Consider the following 16,658-nt stretch of genomic DNA (forward strand, 5'->3'; position numbering starts at 1 on the left):
AAATCACTGCCTTTGCGCGAAAAAAGTCAATGGCGCACTTTGCTCGAAAGGATCGAGAATTGGGATGATTCACCTAGGGGATCAGGCGTCCTCCTCGACGAACACTTCGTCGCGCTTCTTCCTGACGCTGGGCAGGAACACGACGGCCAGTACGGCGAGCGCAATTAGCAGCAGTATCGCGCTGATCGGCCTTGTCACGAAGGTGGTCGGATCGCCGCGCGACAGGATCATGGCGCGGCGCAGGTTTTCTTCCAGCAGTGGGCCGAGCACGAAGCCGAGCAGCAAGGGTGCCGGCTCGCAGCGCAGTTTGGTCAGGACGTAGCCAATGAAGCCGAAAAACGCGACGGAGTAGAGGTCGAAAACGTTGGAATTGACGCTGTAGACGCCGATTGCGCAGAACGCCATGATGATCGGGAACAGCACGTAATAGGGGATTGTCAGCAGCTTCACCCACAAGCCGATCAGGGGAAGGTTCAGAACGATCAGCATCAGGTTGCCGATCCACATCGAGGCGATGATGCCCCAGAACAGGGCCGGCTGCTCTGTCGCGACATTGGGGCCGGGGACGATGCCCTGGATGATCATCGCGCCGATCATCAGCGCCATCACCGGGTTGGCCGGAATGCCCAATGTCAGCATCGGGATGAAGGAGGTCTGCGCGCCGGCATTGTTGGCCGATTCCGGACCGGCGACGCCGGCAATGGCGCCCTTGCCGAATTGTTCCGGGTGCTTCGACACCCGCTTTTCGACCGTGTAGGAGGCAAAGGCGGCCAGAACCGCACCGCCGCCGGGCAGGATGCCGAGAAGCGAGCCGATGATGGTTCCGCGCACGATGGGTGCGGCCATTTCCTTGAAATCCTCGCGGGTCGGAAACAGGCCGCTCACCTTCTTGATGAGCACCGAGCGCTCGTGCTCGTTTTCGAGGTTTCGCAGGATTTCAGCGACGCCGAAAACGCCGACCGCCACCGCGACAAAGTTCAGCCCGTCGGCATATTCGCGGATGCCGAGCGTGAAGCGCGGCGTGCCGGAATAGATGTCGGTGCCGACGACGCCGAGCAGCAGGCCAAGCACGACCATCGCCAGCGCTTTGATGATCGAGCCGTGAGCGAGTGCGATCGACGAGACGAGGCCGACGACCATCAGCGAGAAATATTCGGCGGCGCCGAATTTCAGTGCGATTGCGGTGAGCGGCGGCGCAAAGATGGCGACGAGGAAGGTCGAGACCGTGCCGGCAAAGAACGAGCCGATGGCGGCAATGGCGAGCGCTGCACCCGCGCGGCCATTCTTGGCCATCTGGTAGCCGTCGATCGCGGTGACCGCCGAGGAGGACTCGCCCGGCATGTTGATGAGGATCGCGGTGGTCGAGCCGCCATACTGCGCGCCGTAATAGATGCCGGCGAGCATGATCAGCGACGAGACGGGATCGCCGATCTGGAAGGTTATCGGCAACAGCATGGCGATTGTCGCCGTGGCGCCGATGCCAGGCAGCACGCCGATGAGCGTGCCGAGCAACACACCGATAAGGCAGAAGCCGAGGTTCCAGAGCGTTGATGCCGTGGCAAAACCGAGCGCGAGATTGTTGAGAAGGTCCATCACGCGCTCCTAAAACGGCAGCCAGGGGCCGAAGCGCTGGAACGGCAGGCCGAGCGCGTAGCTGAAGACGGCGACGGAAAACACGGTCACGCCCGCCGCCAGCAGGAGGGCGGGCAGGGGTTTCATGCGCGTGCTGGCGAAGGCCGCGATGAGGGAGGTGAAAAAGATCGAGGGCACGAAGCCAAGGCCGCGCACGGTCAGGCCGAAGAAGATCGGCGCGGGCAGGATGAGGAGCATGCCACGCCATGCGATGGGCCCGATAGGTTCGCCGGCGATACGCGTGGCCTGTACCAGGATGATGGCTCCGAGCAGGATCAGCACGCAGGCCAGAACCAGCGGAAAATAACCCGGTCCCATGCGGAAGGTGGTGCCCAGTTCGAGCCCGAAAGACTGTATCGCGAAGAACAGGCCAAGCCCGACGAATATCGCGCCGCAGAGGCCGTTGGTCGAATCGATTGAAAAAGATTTCATCAGGCGTTGTCCCCCACGCCCGCGCTGCGGGCGAAATGCCGATGGATGAAGGATGGACGGGGCGCCTGGCGCCCCGTCCATGAAATCAGAATCAGTCGGCGTATTGACCGGCCGCTTCGATGACCGGCTTCCAGCGTGCGATTTCGCTTTCGAGCTTGGCCTTGAGTGCAGCCGGCGTGGCGTCGGCCTCGGACGACGGCACGGTGCCGAGCTCGGCGAAACGGGCGATCACATTGGGGTCTTTCAGTGCCACCTGAAGCGACTTGGACAGGCGCTCGGTGATCTCGGCCGGCGTGCCCTTGGGCGCGTAGATGCCGTGCCAGATGCCGACCTGGAAGCCGGTCAGGCCGCCTTCTTCCGCGGTCGGCACGTCAGGCAGCACGTCGAGACGCTTGGCCGAGGTCACGGCATAAGCCTTGATGGTGCCGCCCTGGATCTGCTTGGTGGTGTTGGTGGTCTGGTCGCACATGATATCGACCTGGCCGCCGAGCAGGTCGGTCATGGCCGGGCCGGTGCCCTTGTAGGGTACGGTTACGAGCGACGTGTCGATCGCGCTCATGAACATCATGCCGCAAAGGTGCGAGGCAGCGCCAATGCCGGCATTGGCGACGGTGACCGTGTCCTTGTTGGCCTTGGCATATTCGACCAGGCCCTTGAGGTCGGCGGGCTCGAGGTCCTTGCGGGCGACGATCGTCATCGGCACGTCGGTGACGAGGCCGACATATTCGAAGGCGTTCAGCGTGTCATAGGCGAGCTTGCGGTACAGCGTGGCGCTGGTGGCCATGCCGATGTGGTGCAGGAGCAAAGTGTAGCCATCCGGCTCGGACGAGGCGACGCGTCCGGCGCCAAGCGTGCCGCCGGCACCGCCGACATTTTCGACGATGACCTGCTGGCCGAGGTCCTTCGACATCGCTTCTGCGACGAGGCGCGTGACCGTATCGGTCGGGCCGCCCGCGGCAAATGGCACGACGACCGTGATGGTGCGTTCAGGATAGTCCGCCCATGCCGCCGAAGACAGCGTCAACGCGGCGGTCGTGGCGAGTGCTGCGAGCAGCTTTTTCATCAATGAATTCCTCCCATTGCGAGCGGGGTTTCAACCCGCTCCTCCGCGGCGTGAACATTCACGGCCGCTTCTCCTCCCTTTGCGTCCGCCAACCGGGGGCAAATGCCGGCAGGACGAACGGTCATCGAAATGGACATGACTTTGGCTGTCAAGCGCAATACGACGATGGGATTATACGCTACAGTGAAGCAACGCCCGCAAATCGCAACTGGTCAAAGTTCCGAAGGCTTGGCAGAAACGGGCGAAACAGGAGTCGCATATGGTCAAGAAGCAGGCGTTCAGTGCACCCAGGCCGTGGACGGATATGGCGACTGCGCTGGTCGACGTCGCCATGGGTCGCAAGCCGGCCGACCTCGTGGTGCGTAACGGGCGCTGGGTCAACGTCCATTCCGGCGAGGTGATAGCGGGGACCGACCTGGCGATCGTGGGCGGGCGCTTCGCCTATTGCGGCCCGAATGCCTCGCACGCGATCGGTACCGGAACCAAGGTGGTCGATGCCGGTGGGCGCTATCTCGTGCCGGGCCTGTGCGACGCGCATATGCATGTCGAGAGCGGCATGGTGACGGTGACGGAATTTGCCCGCGCCGTCATTCCGCACGGCACGACCTCGATGTTCATCGATCCGCATGAGATTGCCAATGTGCTCGGGCTGAACGGCGTCAGGCTCATGCATGACGAGGCGGCTGCGATGCCGATCAACGTCCATGTTCAGATGCCGTCCTGCGTGCCTTCTGCACCGGGGCTGGAGAATGCAGGCGCTTCGCTCGGGCCGCAGGACGTGGCCGAGGCGATGACATGGCCCAACATCATCGGGCTCGGCGAGGTGATGAATTTTCCCGGCGTCGCGGCCAACGACCCGGTGATGGTCGGCGGCATCGCCGAGACCGTGAAGGCCGGCAAGACGGTCGGCGGGCACTACGCCTCGCGCGATCTCGGCCTGCCGTTCCATGGCTATGTCGCCGGAGGTCCCGAAGACGACCATGAAGGCACGCGCGCCGAGGACGCTATAGCGCGCGTCCGGCAGGGCATGAAGGCGATGCTGCGTCTCGGTTCGGCCTGGTATGATGTTGCCACTCAGATAAAAGCGGTGACAGAACAAGGACTTGATCCGCGAAACTTCATCCTTTGCACCGACGACAGCCATTCCGGCACGCTGGTGCATGAGGGGCATATGGATCGCGTGGTGCGCCATACCATCGCGCAGGGGCTGAAGCCGATAACCGCTATCCAGATGGCGACGATCAACACCGCCCAGCATTTCCGGCTGGAGCGCGAACTCGGCTCGATCACGCCGGGGCGGCTGGCCGATTTCCTGATCGTTTCGGATCTGGTCGAGATGAAGATCGACGAGGTCTATGGTCGCGGCGTGCGGCTGGCGAAGGCTGGCAAGCTGGAAATCGACATTCCGGCCTATGACTACCCCAAGAGCGCGAAAAACACGGTCAAGCTCGGCAAGAAGCTGAAAGCCAAGGATTTCGACATAGCAGCGCCCGAGGGCGCCAATGAAGTGCGCGTTCGCGTCATCGGCGTGATCGAGAACCAGGCGCCGACGCGGGCGCTGGAGGCCGATCTGGCGGTCGAGGACGGGCTTGTCGCCATGGATCGTCGCAACGACGTCTGCCAGATCGCGCTGGTCGAGCGCCATCGCGGCACCGGCGGGGTCGTCAACGGCTTCGTCTCGGGCTTCGGTTACATGCAGGATTGCGCCATGGCCTCGACGGTGGCGCATGACAGCCATCACATGATTGTCGTCGGCACCAACAAGGAAGACATGGCCAAGGCCGCAAACCGGCTGGGCGAGGTCGGTGGTGGCGTGGTGCTGTTTTCGAAAGGCAAGGAACTGGCGCTGGTCGAGATGCCGATCGCCGGCCTGATGTCTGACGAGCGCGCCGAAATCGTTGCGGAAAAGGCGGAGAAGCTGACCGAGGCGATGCGCAAAATGGGCTGCAGCCTGAACAACGCCTACATGCAGCACTCGCTGCTGGCGCTGGTGGTGATACCGGAACTGCGGATTTCCGATGCCGGCATCATCGATGTGACGAAGTTCGAGAAGGTCGATCTGTTTCTCTGAGCCGCTTCGGTCGTCGGCGGGCTGTACGTTATTGCCCGCCGCCGACTACGACGTTCAGCACTTCGAACGGCGTGGTGATGACGATCTCGGCTGCCGAAGCGATGGTCTGCGTGATGCCGCCGGCCAGGTTGCCGACACGGCTGCTGGTGTCGGTTTCGCCGGTGCCGAGTTTGCTGTCCGTGGCCAGGCGCTCGCCGAGCAGCTTCACCAGCACCGGATTGTCGGCGAATTTGGTGTGGTTGAGGCGGTCGCCGGAACTGACCTTGCTGAGATCGATGACGACGACGCCGAGGCTGGCGATATCTGCGGCGTCCTTGTAGCCGCCGAGGCGCGGCTTGTTGCCGGCGATCAGGCTTGAAATCTCGAGTGCGCGATCGTCGCCGGAAAGGAACAGGTAGAACGGCTTCTTGGGTTTGCCGTAGCGGTGCATCTGGCTCTTGAAGACATCGACGTCGATATCGGGCGAGGCCAGCACGACATCGCCGAGTTTTCCGCCGAGGTCGCCGTCTCCGGTGATGGCAAGCTGGCGCAAAGCCTCCATCGTTACCCAGTTGCCCATCGAATGAGCGATGATGTCGATGCGCGTGGCGCCCGATTTGGCCACGAGCCGCAGCGTTTCTTCCAGCGCGTCGCGGGCGGCGGTGGCGCTGTTGTTGTCGTAGACATAGTCGGAAACCTTGGCCCCCGATGCCCAGGAAAACAGCACCGGCGTTCCGGAGTAGCTGGCGTCGTGGGCGATCTGGGTGACGCGATAGACTGCGCTGTCGAAGGCCGTGTTGTAGCCGTGAACGAAGACGAGCGCGCGGCCGCCGCGTTGCGCGATATCTGCCCGTAGCGACTTCGAGAATGCGGCGGTGCTGTCGAAGGTGCTGATGCTGTCGGCGGTGAAGTATTTTGCCGGATCGGCGCGTTGCCCGCGCTTGCGGCGTTCTATCTCGCCGGTCTTGTGGATGACTGGTACGGTCATGTCGACGCGGGCGAAGCTGACGGTGGCGGAGCGATCGCCGGAGTAGGCCTCCTTCGGATCGGTGGCCTTTGCACGCGTTGTGGCGACGAAGATTTCGTGCCTGCCGGCTATGGAATTGGCGGGTGCCTGGACGATGTTGCTGGCAATCAGTTCGCGCGTGTTCTGGCCTGCGCAGCCGGCGACAAGCAGTGCAAGCGCGATAACAGCAGACCTGGCCGACACGGTACGAAACATCATGCGCTCCGGCCAGTTTTCCTCTCCGGCCAGTTTCCTGATAGCTGCTCGCGCCTGCGCGGTCCAGCCTGCCGCCACGGCAGCCGGATCCGAAATGGAACACGGTGTTGTTATCGGGAAACGGTCAGCGACCCCAGAAGGTGGGCGTGAAGATCACCAGCACGGCCAGGATTTCCAGACGCCCAAGCAGCATGGCGGCAGAGCAAATCCATTTCGCGGCATCGGGCAGCGAGGAAAAATTGCCGACCGGGCCGATGATCGGGCCAAGCCCCGGGCCGACATTGGTGAGCGATGTCAGCGAGCCGGTGAGGGCGGTGATGAAGTCAAGGCCGGTGGCGCCGAGCAGAACCGTGGTGATGGCCCAGAGCACCAGGAAGGAGGAGATGAAGAGGACAACCGCGCGCTGCATGTCGTCCGGCACCGAGCGGTCGCCATAGCGCACGGGAATGACCGTGTTGGGATAGATCAGCCGCCGCAGGCCATTCGCCATCAGCTCGAACAGGATGAGGAAACGATAGGCCTTGATGCCGCCGGTGGTCGAACCCGAGCAGCCACCGAGGAAGGTGGCGACGAAGACGCAGGTGACGGCGAACGGTCCCCACAGCGTATAGTCCTGGCTGGCAAAGCCTGCCGTCGTGATCAGCGACATGAAGTTGAAAGTGGACTGGGTCAGGGCCTGAAAGAAGGACTCGCCTGTGGTGACGCGCAGATAGATCGCGACCGCCACGGCAAAGACGACGCAATAGCCGGCATAGACCCGGATCTGGGGGTCGCGGAGTGCTTCGAAACGGCCGCGGATCGCGAACAGGATCATGATCGAAAACGGCAGTCCACCGATGAACATGAAAATCGTGCCGGTCCACAGGATGGCCGGATTGTCGGCATAGCGCAGGAAGGACGTGTCGTGGGTGGAGAAGCCGCCCGTAGCCACTGTCGACATGGCATGGTTGACCGCGTGAAACCCGTCCATGCCGGCGGCCGCGTAGGATATGGCGCAGGCAATCACGAGCGCGGTGTAGATGCCGATGAGGCTCAGCGTGAAGGTCTGGAACCTTTCGAAAGGCCGGTCCTCGATATCGGAGGATTCGATCTTGAAGTAGGAAATGCCGCCAATATTCAGAAAAGGCAGGAGAAAAAGGCCGAGCGCGATAACGCCCAGACCGCCCATGAAGCTCAGCAGCGAGCGCCACATCAACAGGCCGGGCGGGGCATGGTCGAGCCCGTTGATGACGGTCGAGCCGGTGGTGGTGATACCCGAAACCGATTCGAACACCGCGTCGGTGATGCTCATGTCGAGTGAGGAAGCGAGAAAGGGAACGGCGCCCGCGAGCGCCATGGTCAGCCACAGGAGATTGACCAGGAGGAAGCCGAACCGGCTCGTTACGGGCGGTGCGTTGCCATGCGTTGCCAGCGCAACGGCCATGGCCAGTCCGCCCATGAAAAGGGCTGAAAAGGCAAAGACGCGCCAGTCCTTGTTGCCGTAATAGAGATCGACCGCTGCAGGGATGAGCATCGCGGCTGAAAGATAGATGGCAAAGACCGCTGCAACGTGGATCGCGGCGCGAATGGCAACTCTATTCACGGATTGACGGGACCCCAGCTATCGCGACCGCGCCGTCCCAAGACGCGAAAGGCAGCGGCAGGGCCGGACAGTGGCTTCATCCGCCTGAATATGCAATAGGCTCGCAAACCGTGCCAACAGGAAACGCCGCCCGGCGCGCGGCGGGGATTTTTGATATGACGAGCTTTGCCGACAAGGTTGCGGCCGCCGCCGCGGCGGTGCGCGAACTGTTTCCCGAGACGCCGCTGCAGGAGAATGACTACCTGTCGCGCAAGACCGGAGCGCATATTTTCCTGAAGCGCGAAGATCTGTCGCCGGTGCGCTCCTATAAGATCCGCGGCGCGTTCAATTTCTTTCGCAAGGCGCTTGCCGCCGGCAATGATGCCGAACTGTTCGTCTGTGCTTCGGCGGGCAACCATGCGCAGGGGTTCGCCTTCGTCTGCCGCCATTTCGGCAAGAAAGGCGTGGTCTTCATGCCTGTGACGACGCCGCAGCAGAAGATCGACAAGACGCGGCTGTTCGGCGGCGAGTTCGTCGAGATCAAGCTGGTGGGCGACTTTTTCGATGCCTGCTATCGCGCAGCGATCGAGTTCACCGAGGCGGCCGGCGCGCATATGGTGCCGCCCTTCGACCACAAGGATATCATCGAAGGGCAGGCGACGGTCGCCTATGAGATCGCCGGGCAGATGCCTGCGGGTCGCAAGGCCGACATGGTGGTGCTGCCTGTCGGAGGCGGCGGGCTGGCGGCCGGTGTGACCCAATACCTGCGCGAAATCGGTCAGGATCCGCGTTTCGTCTTCTGCGAGCCGGTGGGTGCGCCGAGCCTCAAGACCAGCCTCACAAGCGGCAAGCGGGTAAAGCTCGAGGCCGTCGACAATTTCGTCGACGGCGCGTCGGTGGCCGAGATCGGTCGCGAACCGTTCCGGCATCTGAAGGATTTTTCCGAAAGCGCGGTGCGCCTGATCCCCGAAAACCGGCTTTGCGCAACCATGATCGAGATGCTGAACATCGAAGGCGTCGTGCTGGAGCCTGCGGGCGCACTTGCGATCGATGCGCTCAAGGATTTTCCGCGCAAGGAAATGCGCGGCAAGACCATCGTGCTGGTGGTTTCGGGCGGCAATTTCGATTTCGAGCGCCTGCCGGACGTCAAGGAGAGGGCGCTTCGGTTCGAGGGTTTGAAGAAGTATTTTGTGTTCCGCTTTCCGCAGAGACCCGGCGCGCTACGCGACTTTCTCGACCTGCTCGGCCCGGACGACGACATTACGCGCTTCGAATACCTCAAGAAGTCAGCGCGCAATTTCGGCTCGGTGCTGATCGGCATCGAAACCAAGGATCGGAAGAATTTCGACGTTCTGGCGAAACGCTTTCATGAAGCCGGTTGGGCCTATCAGGACATAACCGAGAACGAAACGATCGCCGGGCTGGTGATATGAGCGCCGAGACGGTTTACATCGTGCTGTTTCGCGGTGTCGGCGGCGCGACGCAGCTGCCGACGAAGCCGCTGCGCGAGGCGCTGACCAAGGCCGGTTTCAGCAATGTCGCGACCTATATCAACAGCGGCAATGCCGTCGTTTCGTCCGAGCGCAAGGAGGCTGAGGTTGCCGCGGATATAGCGGCGATCGTGAAGCAGGATTTCGGTTTCGAAAAAGACATCATGCTGGTGAGCCTTGCCGGATGGTCGAAGCTCATCCGCGACAACCCGTTTCCGGAAGCCGTCGACGTGCCGACTTCACTCCACGCCTTCGTTCTAGACAAGGCTCCGGCGAAGGAGGACGTCGAGGCGCTGGCTGCGAGAGGTGCTGCGCATGAGCGCGTTGCGGTTGTCGGCAAGGTGCTTTATTTCCATGCGCCAGACGGTTTCGGCAGATCGAAACTGCCGCCTGTTGTGGACAGGGTGCTGAAAGCCGTCTCGACCGCGCGCAACTGGAACAGCGTCCTGGCCCTGTACAAGCTGGCTGCCGACGCTGCCGGCAAAAAGTAGCGCTTGCGGGCGCCCGATGTCGTCCGATCAATAAAATTTTAGCGGTTGATCCGACCTGAATTTCATCTTTGCGCTATATGGAAACCTTAGGGAAGGCGATTGGGGTGAGTGGCGTGAAACTAAACTCGCTGATGCCGAAGTTCGAAGCGATGTCTGTTTTTTGGCAGACGACGTGCATGGTCCTGGTGACCATGCTTGCCGCGGACGCGCTTACCGCGTTGTTTTACAGCATCTTTTTTTCGGACCGTTTCCTTCTCGATATCCTGCTTTGCAGCATCATCGTCGCGGTACTCGGATATCCGCTCGGCTTTTTCTTTCTCGGCCAGAATGTGAAACTACGCAAACTGACGCAAGAGCTCGATCGCGTCGCGCGGTTTGACGATCTTACCGGCCTCTACAACCGCCGGACCTTCTTCCACGAGTGCGAAACGGGCAGGGCCGATCAAGCAGCCGGTGCGTTTCTCTATGCCGATGCCGATCATTTCAAGCAGCTGAACGATCGCTTCGGCCACATGGCGGGTGACGCAGTGCTATCCAGGCTGGGCGCTGCAATCGCCTCCTGCATCCGCGAAGGCGATCTGGCAGCAAGGCTGGGCGGCGAGGAGTTCGGGATTTTTCTGATCGACGCCGATCTGCCCATGGCATTGGTGATCGCCGAACGCATTCGCCGGAAATCCGCGCATATACGGGTTGGCGGTGATGAGAATGATTTCAAGGCGACTGTCAGCATCGGCATTGCCGTGCGCGAGCCGGGTCAGCCGCTGGAGGACCTGATGGCGCGGGCCGACGAGAACCTCTACGCCGCCAAGCAGCAAGGGCGCGACAGGGTTGTTTCAAACGCTTCGCGGGTGAATGCGGCCTGAATTTTCGCGCTTTCGCCAGCGTCTTTTTGCGCCGCAACATAAATTCGTTTGCTTTTTCAACGCAAATCGCCCATATGCGGCGTCATAGGCGCTTGAGCCGACTTTCTGGCTCTCCCCATCGATGGGACTGGTTGCGTCTGTTTTCTTCATCAGGATCGAATGATCCGCGGAGAAAAAGCCCTGCGGACTTATTTTTTCGCGGGCACGACAGCGCAGCCGCGTGGGCAAAGGAAATGCCCGCCGCCTTGTCGTTTCCATAACAAATTTCGCCGGCAGGTAAGCGCCTTGCCGCGATCATGCTTTGCGGTCGAGTGCCGCATGAAAGAAGAATAAATTGACGAACGAAAACAATGCGGAACTGACTGGTTTCGCCAAACTCGGAATTACCGGCGGCCTTCTCAAGGGCACGCATGCTGCGGGCTTCGATATGCCCAAGCCGGTGCAGGAACAGGCCATTCCGGCCCATCTCGCCGGCCGTGACGTGCTGGCCGTCGCCCAGACGGGCTCCGGCAAGACGGCGGCTTTCAGCCTGCCGATCCTGACCAAGATCATCGCGCTGGGCACTAAGCGCCTGCCGAAGACGGCGCGTGCGCTGATCCTCGCGCCGACCCGCGAACTCGCCGTGCAGATCGAAGACACCATCCGCGTGCTGACCAAGGGCCTGCATGTGTCGACCGCGCTCGTGCTCGGCGGCGTGTCGCGTTACAGCCAGGTCAAGAAGATGGCGCCCGGCGTCGACGTGCTGATCGCGACCCCCGGCCGCCTTACCGATCTGGTCCGCGAGGGCGAGGTCAACCTGTCCGATACGCGCTGGCTGGTTCTCGACGAGGCCGACCGCATGCTCGACATGGGCTTCATCCATGACGTGAAGCGCATCGCCAAGGCGACCCACAAGGACCGCCAGACGGCGCTGTTCTCCGCGACCATGCCCGCCGAGATCGAATCGCTGGCCCGCGGCATCCTGAAGGACCCCGTGCATATCGAAGTCGCGCCGCAGGGTACCACTGCCGCCGAGATCAAGCAGAGCGTGGTTCTCGCCCGCGTCAAGCAGAAGCGGCAGGTTCTGTCGGCAATGCTGGCCGACGAGACGATGCGCTCGGTTATCGTATTCGCCCGCACCAAGCACGGCGCCGACCGCGTTACCCGCGATCTGGAGCGTGACGGCTTCGACGCTGCCGTCATCCACGGCAACAAGTCGCAGAACGCCCGCCAGAAGGCCCTGAACGGCTTTCGCGACGGCTCCGTGCGCATCCTCGTTGCGACCGACATCGCGGCGCGCGGCATCGACGTGCCGGGCATCAGCCATGTCGTGAACTATGAGCTGCCGGACGAGGCGGAAAGCTACGTCCACCGCATCGGCCGCACGGGCCGCAACGGCGCTGACGGCATTGCCATCACGCTGTGCGATCCGGGCGAGAACGCAAAGCTTCGCCAGGTCGAGAAGATCATCCGCATGAAGCTGCCGGTCGCTGCCGATCATCTCGGTCAGCCCGATCCGGCGCCTGCGCCGCGCACCCACGATAGCGCGCCGCGCGAAGCAGCCAATGATCGCAACGCACCGCGCGGCGACAAACGCCCGCACGGCCAGAAGCCGCGCGGCAACGGCGGTTTCGGCAAGAAGACGTTCGGCGGGCAGCCTTCGGGCGAGAGGCCGGAAGGTCAAAGGCCGTTCCGCGCCAAGAAGCGCGGTTTCGGTGGCCGCAAGCCGAATACGCGGGCTGCATAAGCGCACCGCAGTTTGAGAAATTGGAAACGGCCGAAGCGATGCTTCGGCCGTTTCTTTTTATTCGAGGATGGCCCGAACCCACACCACGATACGCTCGGCGAGAAAGTTGGTTGTCGCCGGCGAGAGGGCGTCACCGGCGATGACGTGGTTGTCCGGATCGCCGGTGTCGTCGATCGGCACGAGTTCGTTTGGCGCGCCCCAGCGGGCGGCGATCTCGCGGGTCAGATCCTGCCGGGTGATGCGATCCGAATCCGAAAAGATGAACAAGGCGGGAATCTTGATCTGCTCGACTGGGGTCTCGCGGGCCAAATTGGTCAGCGCCGCCATCGGCAGCAGGGCGCGCGTCGGGTAGCTGGTGGTCCAGAGCTTTTCCTGCATGGCGTTGCGCGGCTCGAAGCTGCGGGTCTTGCCGGCGATGAGTTCGGCGATTTGCCCGCCCCATGGCAAGGTGAGGACTTCCGAGCCTGAGGCACGAACGCCGAAGTTCGGCGAAATCAGCGCCATGGCCGCGACGCCTTCCGATGCGCTGGCCTGCGTGGCAGCCTGGACGGCCAATGACGCGCCGGTCGAGGTGGCGATCACCACGACCTTGTCGCCGATTGCGCGGCCGATGGCTAACGCCTCGGCATAGTCGTTGATCCAGTCATTGACGGTGGCAGTGGCCATGGCCGCGCCGTCCTGCCCATGGCCCTTCAGGCGCGTGTAGAACAGATTGGCGTCGAGCCCGTCAGCGACTTCGTCGGCCAGGGGCCGGAGTTCGCCCTTTGATGCGGAAAAGCCATGGATGTAGACGATGGAAATCGGCGTTTTGGCATGGATCATCGGATCAGCCCAGATGATCTCCTTTTCAAGCTCGTCGCGGATGCCGGCGATCTTGTCCTCGGTGTTTTCCAGGTAGAGTTCCGGATCGTCGCCGACCGCGGATGGGTCGAAGGTGATGCGCGTGTCGACGGGCACACGGGGCCCGAGTGCGAACAGGACCGCCAGAACCACCAGCAGGCAGATGAAGCCGATCATGAAGCGGCGTCCCACGAAATCCTCCAGACACGCAAGGGCGCTAGGGCTCAAGCCCGCGCCGGGCACTGAGATGTTGCAGACAATGCAACGAATCAATGCACTTTACGTACAGATTTCCCGAATCGCGGCCAAGAGTCCTGCAGGGCCAGGATATGGATTTATCCTGCTCAGCAGCGTCGCCTGCGGCCGTTCGCCAGCGGGCGTCTCTCCCAACCCGTGACCCAGTGGACGAACCAGTACCGCAGCGAAAACGGCAATATCTTCAAGAGCTTGAGCACAAGTGTGAAACGAAGCGGGAAGCTGGTTTCGAAGCCGCCGAAGCGGATGGCTTTTGCAAGCCGCCGCGAGGCGTCGCCGACCGGCATCAGCGCCGGCATGGCGAAATTGTTTCTCTCGGTAAGCGGGGTGTCGACGAAGCCCGGATTCACCACCTGAACGCGGATGTTCATCTTGTCGAAGTCGTGCTTCAGCGCTTCCGCCAGGTTGTTCAGCGCCGCCTTCGATGCACTATAGGCGCCGGCCGACGGCCAGCCGAAATAGCAAGACGCCGAACCGACGAAGACAACGTGGCCGCGGCCGCGCTCGCGCATTCGCTCGACCACCGGAACCAGCCCATACATGACGCCGTAGAGATTGATCTCGAAGGTCTTGGTGATGTTCAGCACGTCGAGCCGTTCGCCGCGGGTCGGAAAGTAAGTGCCTGCATTGAAAACCGAAAGCGCAATCGGACCGGCCTCGTTTTCGATCGCGGCGACGGTTTTGACCATGGCGTCGTCGTCGGTCACGTCACACGGAAAGGACAGGACACGCCCGGGCATGCCGGCGGTTTCCTGAACCAGCGTCGCCAGGCGCTCTTCGTCGCGGGAGGTGGCGGCCACGGTGTAGCCCTCCGCGACAAGTTCGAGCGCCAGCGAACGGCCGATACCAGTGCTGGCGCCTGTAATCCACGCTACGCCATCCCTGGGGGCCGCCCGGTACAATGCTGCCATGTCGTGATCCGTTATTCGCAATCAGAAAAGCCTACCTAGCGGGCCTGATCTTTATTGGAAAGGGGAGATTGGATAGTTCTGGTTCTAAAGAAGATGCTAAAACAATATTATGAAACCAGTGATGAAATGGCCGCAGTCACGCTGTGCCGGCAACGGTCCGTGCGGCCGGCCGGCACAATCATTCAAGATGCCCGATCGCAAATAAGCCGGACGGTTTTTCGTACCTCGCCGGGGTGCAATGTTCAAAATGCGTCTGGGCCAGGCAAATTCATCCCTTGAAAGCACGGCGCGTGGTTTTTAGTGTCGGCGCCGACACATGAGGAATTTTCCATGCACCGTTCGGTGATCGACGCAATCGGCAACACCCCTTTGATCCGGCTGAGGCGCGCCTCGGAAGAAACCGGCTGCGAAATCCTCGGCAAGGCCGAGTTCATGAATCCGGGCCAGTCGGTCAAGGATCGCGCAGGCCTGTTCATCATCCGCGATGCGGAGAAGAAGGGGTTGCTGAGGCCGGGAGGCGTTATCGTCGAAGGCACGGCCGGCAATACCGGCATTGGGCTTACGGTGGTTGCAAAGGCGCTCGGCTATCGCACGGTCATCGTCATTCCCGATACGCAGAGCCAGGAAAAGAAGGACGCACTGCGCCTTCTCGGCGCCGAGCTGATCGAAGTGCCGGCGGTGCCCTACAAGAACCCGAACAATTACGTGAAGGTTTCGGGGCGGCTGGCGGAGCAGATGGCGAAGTCCGATCCGAATGGCGCGATCTGGGCCAACCAGTTCGACAATGTCGCCAATCGCGATGGCCATATCCGCACGACGGCGCAGGAAATCTGGGCGCAGACCGGCGGCAAGGTCGATGGTTTCGTGTCGGCCGTCGGCACTGGCGGCACGCTCGCGGGCGTGGCGATGGGGCTGAAGGAGAACAGCAACGCGGTGAAGATCGCGCTTGCCGATCCGCTCGGAGCTGCGCTCTTCAGCTACTACACCAGCGGCGAGCTGAAGTCCGAGGGCAGCTCGATCACCGAAGGCATCGGGCAGGGGCGCATCACCGCCAATCTGGAAGGGTTCACGCCGGACTTCTCCTATCAGATCCCTGACGAGGAGGCGCTGCCGATCGTGTTCGACCTGATACAGGAGGAGGGGCTGTGCCTCGGCGGCTCGACCGGCATCAACATCGCCGGCGCCATTCGCCTGGCGCGCGAACTTGGGCCGGGCCACACGATCGTGACCATCCTGTGCGACTACGGCACGCGCTATCAGTCGAAGATGTTCAATCCGGAGTTCCTGCGCTCGAAGGACCTGCCGATCCCCGAGTGGATGGACCGTCCGGTGGATATTCCGGTGCCCTTCGAGGCCGTGGCGTAATGGCCTATACGACCGAATCGGTTTTTCGCGACGATGCCTATCTCGCGGAAACCAGTGCTGCCGTCGTTGCGATCAACGAGCGCGGCGGCATCATTCTCGATCGCACGATTTTTTACGCGACCTCGGGCGGACAGCCCGGCGACACGGGCTTCGTGACGCGGCCCGATGGCAGCCGCATTGCCATCGCCGCGACCATTACCGGCGAGACCAAGGATGAGATCATCCATGTTCCGGCTGCCGGGCAGCCGGTTCCTGAGGTCGGCGAGCAGCTTGCGCTTTCCATTGACTGGCCGCGCCGGCATCTCCTGATGCGCATGCACACGGCCTGCCATCTGCTGACGGTCGTTTGTCCTTTTCCGATCACCGGAGCCTCGGTGAATGAGGAGGACTCGCGCGTCGATTTCGATCTGCCGGATGTCGGCTACACCAAGGAAGACGTGACCGCGCGGCTGATGGAGCTGGTCGCCGCCGACCATGCCGTTTTTATGCGGCTGATTACAGACGCCGACCTTGCCGCCAATCCGGGATTGGTGAAATCGAAGAATGTCCGGCCGCCGACCGGCACCGGCAAGATCAGGCTTGTCTGCATTGGCGATAATGGGTCGATCGACAGCCAGCCTTGCGGTGGCACCCATGTTAAAAGCACGGGCGAGGTCGGCGAAATCCATATCGGCAAGATCGAGAAGAAGGGGCGGGAAAACCGCCGCTTCCGCATTCGATTCGGACCGCTGCCGGCGCAGTGACCCGGGAGATGGCG

14 protein-coding genes are annotated in these 16,658 nt (G+C 62.1%); 7 read left to right on the forward strand and 7 right to left on the reverse strand.

What is annotated here, in order from left to right; translation table 11 throughout:
* Positions 1-81: 81 nt before the first annotated feature.
* The 3 genes from G6N74_RS01405 to G6N74_RS01415 all read right to left on the reverse strand — a co-directional run bounded on the left by G6N74_RS01405 (position 82) and on the right by G6N74_RS01415 (position 3,127).
* Complete coding sequence (locus G6N74_RS01405; protein ID WP_165113482.1) at positions 82-1,593, reverse strand: tripartite tricarboxylate transporter permease; 1,512 nt, start codon at positions 1,591-1,593, stop codon at positions 82-84.
* Positions 1,594-1,602: 9 nt separating this feature from the next.
* Complete coding sequence (locus G6N74_RS01410; protein WP_165113484.1) at positions 1,603-2,064, reverse strand: tripartite tricarboxylate transporter TctB family protein; 462 nt, start codon at positions 2,062-2,064, stop codon at positions 1,603-1,605.
* Positions 2,065-2,155: 91 nt separating this feature from the next.
* Positions 2,156-3,127: a tripartite tricarboxylate transporter substrate binding protein BugD gene (locus G6N74_RS01415; protein ID WP_165113486.1), complete on the reverse strand. Its 972-nt coding sequence runs from the start codon at positions 3,125-3,127 to the stop codon at positions 2,156-2,158.
* Positions 3,128-3,386: 259 nt separating this feature from the next.
* Between G6N74_RS01415 and ade the strand changes: the two genes are divergently transcribed.
* Entirely contained in the window at positions 3,387-5,198 is a 1,812-nt protein-coding gene (ade, locus tag G6N74_RS01420; RefSeq protein ID WP_165113488.1) for an adenine deaminase, read from the forward strand.
* Between the two features lie 28 nt (positions 5,199-5,226).
* On the opposite strand, the gene G6N74_RS01425 is transcribed toward ade, so the two are convergent.
* Positions 5,227-6,402: an alpha/beta hydrolase gene (locus G6N74_RS01425; RefSeq protein WP_165114402.1), complete on the reverse strand. Its 1,176-nt coding sequence runs from the start codon at positions 6,400-6,402 to the stop codon at positions 5,227-5,229.
* Positions 6,403-6,523: 121 nt separating this feature from the next.
* Positions 6,524-7,981: a TrkH family potassium uptake protein gene (locus G6N74_RS01430; protein ID WP_165113490.1), complete on the reverse strand. Its 1,458-nt coding sequence runs from the start codon at positions 7,979-7,981 to the stop codon at positions 6,524-6,526.
* Positions 7,982-8,136: 155 nt separating this feature from the next.
* Here G6N74_RS01430 and ilvA point away from each other — a divergent pair, with 155 nt between their 5' ends.
* The 4 genes from ilvA to G6N74_RS01450 all read left to right on the forward strand — a co-directional run bounded on the left by ilvA (position 8,137) and on the right by G6N74_RS01450 (position 12,530).
* Positions 8,137-9,393 (forward strand): threonine ammonia-lyase IlvA, encoded by a 1,257-nt coding sequence (ilvA, locus tag G6N74_RS01435; protein ID WP_165113492.1) that lies wholly within the window; start codon positions 8,137-8,139, stop codon positions 9,391-9,393.
* Complete coding sequence (locus tag G6N74_RS01440) at positions 9,390-9,941, forward strand: DUF1697 domain-containing protein (RefSeq protein WP_165113494.1); 552 nt, start codon at positions 9,390-9,392, stop codon at positions 9,939-9,941. The genes ilvA and G6N74_RS01440 overlap by 4 nt, the downstream gene beginning before the upstream one ends.
* A gap of 176 nt (positions 9,942-10,117) precedes the next feature.
* Entirely contained in the window at positions 10,118-10,804 is a 687-nt protein-coding gene (locus G6N74_RS01445; protein WP_205826487.1) for a GGDEF domain-containing protein, read from the forward strand.
* 334 nt (positions 10,805-11,138) lie between these two features.
* Positions 11,139-12,530 (forward strand): DEAD/DEAH box helicase, encoded by a 1,392-nt coding sequence (locus G6N74_RS01450; RefSeq protein WP_165113496.1) that lies wholly within the window; start codon positions 11,139-11,141, stop codon positions 12,528-12,530.
* Positions 12,531-12,587: 57 nt separating this feature from the next.
* Here G6N74_RS01450 and G6N74_RS01455 read toward each other — a convergent pair whose 3' ends face one another.
* Positions 12,588-13,547, reverse strand: coding sequence for an alpha/beta hydrolase (locus G6N74_RS01455; RefSeq protein WP_205826509.1), 960 nt, complete (start codon positions 13,545-13,547; stop codon positions 12,588-12,590).
* A 167-nt stretch (positions 13,548-13,714) separates the two neighbouring features.
* The gene (locus G6N74_RS01460; RefSeq protein WP_165113500.1) at positions 13,715-14,536 is read right to left on the reverse strand and encodes an SDR family NAD(P)-dependent oxidoreductase; all 822 of its coding nucleotides are present in this window, start codon (positions 14,534-14,536) and stop codon (positions 13,715-13,717) included.
* A gap of 330 nt (positions 14,537-14,866) precedes the next feature.
* Here G6N74_RS01460 and G6N74_RS01465 point away from each other — a divergent pair, with 330 nt between their 5' ends.
* Both G6N74_RS01465 and G6N74_RS01470 read left to right on the forward strand, forming a co-directional pair.
* On the forward strand, positions 14,867-15,901 hold the full coding sequence (locus tag G6N74_RS01465; RefSeq protein ID WP_165113502.1) for a cysteine synthase A: 1,035 nt from the start codon (positions 14,867-14,869) through the stop codon (positions 15,899-15,901).
* Positions 15,901-16,644 carry an alanyl-tRNA editing protein gene (locus tag G6N74_RS01470; RefSeq protein WP_165113504.1) on the forward strand — a complete coding sequence of 248 codons (744 nt, stop codon included), beginning with the start codon at positions 15,901-15,903 and terminating at the stop codon, positions 16,642-16,644. Before G6N74_RS01465 ends, G6N74_RS01470 begins: the two co-directional genes overlap by 1 nt.
* Positions 16,645-16,658: the final 14 nt, after the last annotated feature.

This window comes from Mesorhizobium zhangyense (assembly GCF_011045115.1).
Classification (GTDB): Bacteria; Pseudomonadota; Alphaproteobacteria; order Rhizobiales; family Rhizobiaceae; genus Mesorhizobium_M; species Mesorhizobium_M zhangyense.